Origin of the sequence: Colwellia sp. 5_MG-2023 (genome assembly GCF_030547795.1) — a bacterium.
Lineage (GTDB): Bacteria > Pseudomonadota > Gammaproteobacteria > Enterobacterales > Alteromonadaceae > Colwellia.
Window position 1 is genome coordinate 1 of sequence record NZ_JAUOPW010000073.1, and the last position, 555, is coordinate 555.

The following is a 555-nucleotide window of genomic DNA, read 5'->3' on the forward strand; positions in this document are numbered from 1 at the left end:
ACAGGGAAAAATTTTGACCACAGGCGAGGTTGGGTAGAGGATAAATTACTTAGCCTAACGCAGGTGTTTGCCATTGATGTTTGCGCTTACGCTATTATGAGTAACCATACGCATACGGTATTATTTATCGATGAAGAAACGGCAAAAGGATGGTCAACCAAAGCAGTACTTGAGCGTTGGCATCAGTTATTTAAAGGCACATTATTAACACAGCAATATTGTCGAGGAGAAGAAATTCCTGACTACCTGATGACTTCTTTGCTTGAAACGGTTGAAGTATATCGCCATCGCTTAATGGACATCAGCTGGTTTATGCGTCTACTCAACCAAAGCATCGCGACACAAGCGAATCAAGAAGACAATTGCACTGGTCATTTCTGGGAAGGGCGTTTTAAATCTCAAGCCTTATTAGACGAAGCGGCCCTTGCTGCGTGTATGGCATATGTTGATTTAAACCCAGTAAGAGCGAATATAGCGAAAACCCCAGAAAGCTCAGGATATACCAGCGTAAAGCAACGAGCTATATCAGCCAAAAAGGCTAAACAGCCCAAAACG

Annotated in this window: 1 pseudogene; it reads left to right on the plus strand. The window is 42.9% G+C overall.

What is annotated here, in order from left to right:
• A pseudogene (locus Q4496_RS17930) lies at nucleotides 1-555 on the plus strand (transposase); the annotation flags it as partial.